At 61.5% G+C, this 2,732-nt stretch carries 2 protein-coding genes; both read right to left on the bottom strand.

The genetic code is table 11. The features are described from left to right. Nucleotides 1–187: 187 nt before the first annotated feature. Entirely contained in the window at nucleotides 188–952 is a 765-nt protein-coding gene (gene istB / locus IWX85_RS20030; protein WP_196870970.1) for an IS21-like element helper ATPase IstB, read from the bottom strand. Nucleotides 953–974: 22 nt separating this feature from the next. Next, nucleotides 975–2,507: an IS21 family transposase gene (gene istA / locus IWX85_RS20025; protein WP_196870969.1), complete on the bottom strand. Its 1,533-nt coding sequence runs from the start codon at nucleotides 2,505–2,507 to the stop codon at nucleotides 975–977. Nucleotides 2,508–2,732 lie beyond the last annotated feature (225 nt).

Below are 2,732 nucleotides of genomic sequence, written 5' to 3'. Positions count from 1 at the left end.
TGCGTATTCCAGCGAACGTGAACGCTCATTCCAGGATGGTGAACGGCGATTCCGGGCAACGTGAACGCTGCGGCGGTGTTGATGTGTTGTTACGCGCTCAAATTGTAGGCTGAGGTGGTTTTTCAGCTTGGTGAATCCTTTCGTCGTGTGTGTTTGTCGGTTTTTTGGCGCCCCGTCATTAGCCCGTCTACTCCTTCAAATCGGCCGCATTGGGTTTTCCTGCGGCCGGCTTTTTTCTCAAAGACTCCCCCGTGATCGTCAAGCGGTGATGGTTCTGCATCAGCCGGTCAAGCATCGCGTCGGCCATCGTGGCGTCGCCAATCCACTCGTGCCAGTGCTCAATGGGCAGCTGGCTGGTGATAATCGTGGCCCGGCTTGATGCCCTGTCATCAACAACCTCCAGCAAGTCTGCCCGGGTCTGGCTGTCCAGAGCCGCCATCCCCCAATCATCCAGAAGCAACACATCGGTCTTGCGAATCTGCTCCAGCCACTTGCCGAACGTGGCGTTGGTGTGGCGAATACGCAGCTCTTCACCCAGCCGGGGAACGCGCTGGTAATGCGCACTGAAGCCGCGCCGGCAGGCGTGCTGCGCCAGGGCACAGGCCAGCCAGGACTTGCCGGCCCCGGTGGGGCCCGTGATCAAGACGGCATGGCCGCTTTGTACCCAATCGCCCAATGCTAGAGTCATGACAGTGCTGCGCTGGACGCCGCGCCCGGCGCGGCCGTCAACATCTTCAATGGCCGCTTGCGGGTATTTCAGTCGCGCCTGCTTGAGCAGGCGTACCTGACGGCGGTCTTGGCGCCAGTGCATTTCACGGTCGACCAGCAGCGCCAGGCGCTCCTCAAAGCTCATCGAACTCACGCCTGCCTGGCTGAGTTGATCCTGCAGGCCCGCAGCCAGTCCTTCGAGCTTCAATTCGCGCAGTTGCGCCAAAGTGGTGTTCATCATCATGGTGTTTCTTTCAATTTGTTGCTTACTGGTAATAGCCGGGGCCGCGTACATGGGCGTGCTGAGGGCTGGTCCACTCGGGCGCCTCGGCTTTTTGCAACTGATCGCCGCGGTTGACGAGGATGTCCTTGATATGGCTGTATTTGCTGGTGCCCAGTTGCAGCGCAATCAGGCACGCTGCCTCCAGACGGGCTGCGCTGTAGCGCCGGCTCAGTGAGAGCAAACCCAGACAGGCCCGGTAAGCGTGTTCAGGGTGGCGCTGACGCTCCAGCAGATGACGCACCGTGCGCACTGTGGCCACCCCGATCTGCTCGCCCCAGGCAATCAAGCGGTCCGGGCTCCACTGTGCGTGGGCCCGGTGGTTCTCGGGCATGTGCTCGTCGGTGGTGGTAAAGCCGCCGCGCCGGCTGTTCCTGGCGTGGCTGGCCACACGTTGACCACGATTGAGGATTTCCAGCGCGTTGCGGGTTACGCGCAATTCCAGCGTCTGGCCCACCAGCGCGTGGGGCACGCTGTAGCGGTGGCCTTCGAACTCGACGTGGTAATCAATGTGCACCTTGACCGTCTTGAAGATCGCCAGTTCAAAAGCCTCCAGCGGTAGCGCCATCAGAGCCGGGGCGTCAATGGCTGCAAACACGCTGGCTCTGGAGCCCGGCAACTTCTGAAACGGCTTGTTGTTCAAGTGCTCCAGTAAAGGGGCCATGGCTGCGTTGACTTCATGCACCGTATGAAACGCTTGATGACGCAGCCGTGCCATGATCCAGCGCTCCACGATTTGCACCGTGGACTCGGCCTTGGCCTTGTCTTGCGGGTGGTAGGCGCGAGCCGGCAGTATGCTGCAGCCGTAGTGCACCGCAAAGTCCAGCACGGTGTCGGTGGCCCGCGGCTCGTAGCGACTGGCCTGTGCAATGACGGCACGTGGGTTGTCCGGAACAATCAGCTGCGGCACACCGCCGTAGAAGCCGAGCGCCCTGCAGCACCCTTCGAGCCAGTCGGCGGTGGTTTGCGCTGGCGTTGCCCAAGCAAACGCGTAGCCCGAGGCGCCCATGGCCGCCACGAAGATGTTGGCCTTGCCCCCACCTGACAGCGCAATGGTGGGGCCGGCATAGTCGATGAAGAGCTTGTCGCCAGCGCGGTGCACCTGGCGCATCGAGCGCTTGAGCGTCCTGGCAAAGCGGCGGTAGCTCTCGCAGAACTGAGAGTATCGGTAAGGCTTGACCTCACCGTCCTCGGCCCATTGGCCGCAGTATTCCTCCCACAGCAGCATCAACGTGACGCCTTTGCCTCGCAGCTCCACGTGGACCTGGCCGTAGTCGGGCGGGGCGTAGACGACCGGGCTTCTTGCCGGGCCCAGCAGTTGGCGCTCCAGCGCTCCTTCGTCCATGGCCGCGATGGCTGGCCAATCAAGCCCGGCAGTGCTGGCGAGCTTGACGTATTTGGAGATGACGCCTTTGGAGAGCTGAAGCGACGCGGCAATCTGCTCGTAGGGCAGCTTGGCGTCCAGGGTCAAACGGAGTATTTCCTTGATCTTGCGCATGGTGATCTTTCGGGCGGGCATCTGGCTTCCTGCAATTAAATGCAGTGAGGCTACCTACCCGCCAGGGTGGTCTTGACTTGCGCAACTTCACTTTCAACCCAGGCCAGAGCCGCGTTCACGATGACTGGAATCGCTGTTCACGCCAGCGGAATCAGCGTTCACGCGCCCGGAATCGGTCCCCGCGAGCTACTCATTCCAGCGTTCACGTTCACTGGAATGGCTGTTCACGTTCGCCCGGAATACCCA

This window comes from Polaromonas sp. CG_9.11 (genome assembly GCF_015752225.1).
Classification (GTDB): Bacteria; Pseudomonadota; Gammaproteobacteria; order Burkholderiales; family Burkholderiaceae_C; genus Polaromonas.
Note: the sequence above shows the minus strand (reverse complement) of the source record. Positions and strands in the feature narration are given on the sequence as shown.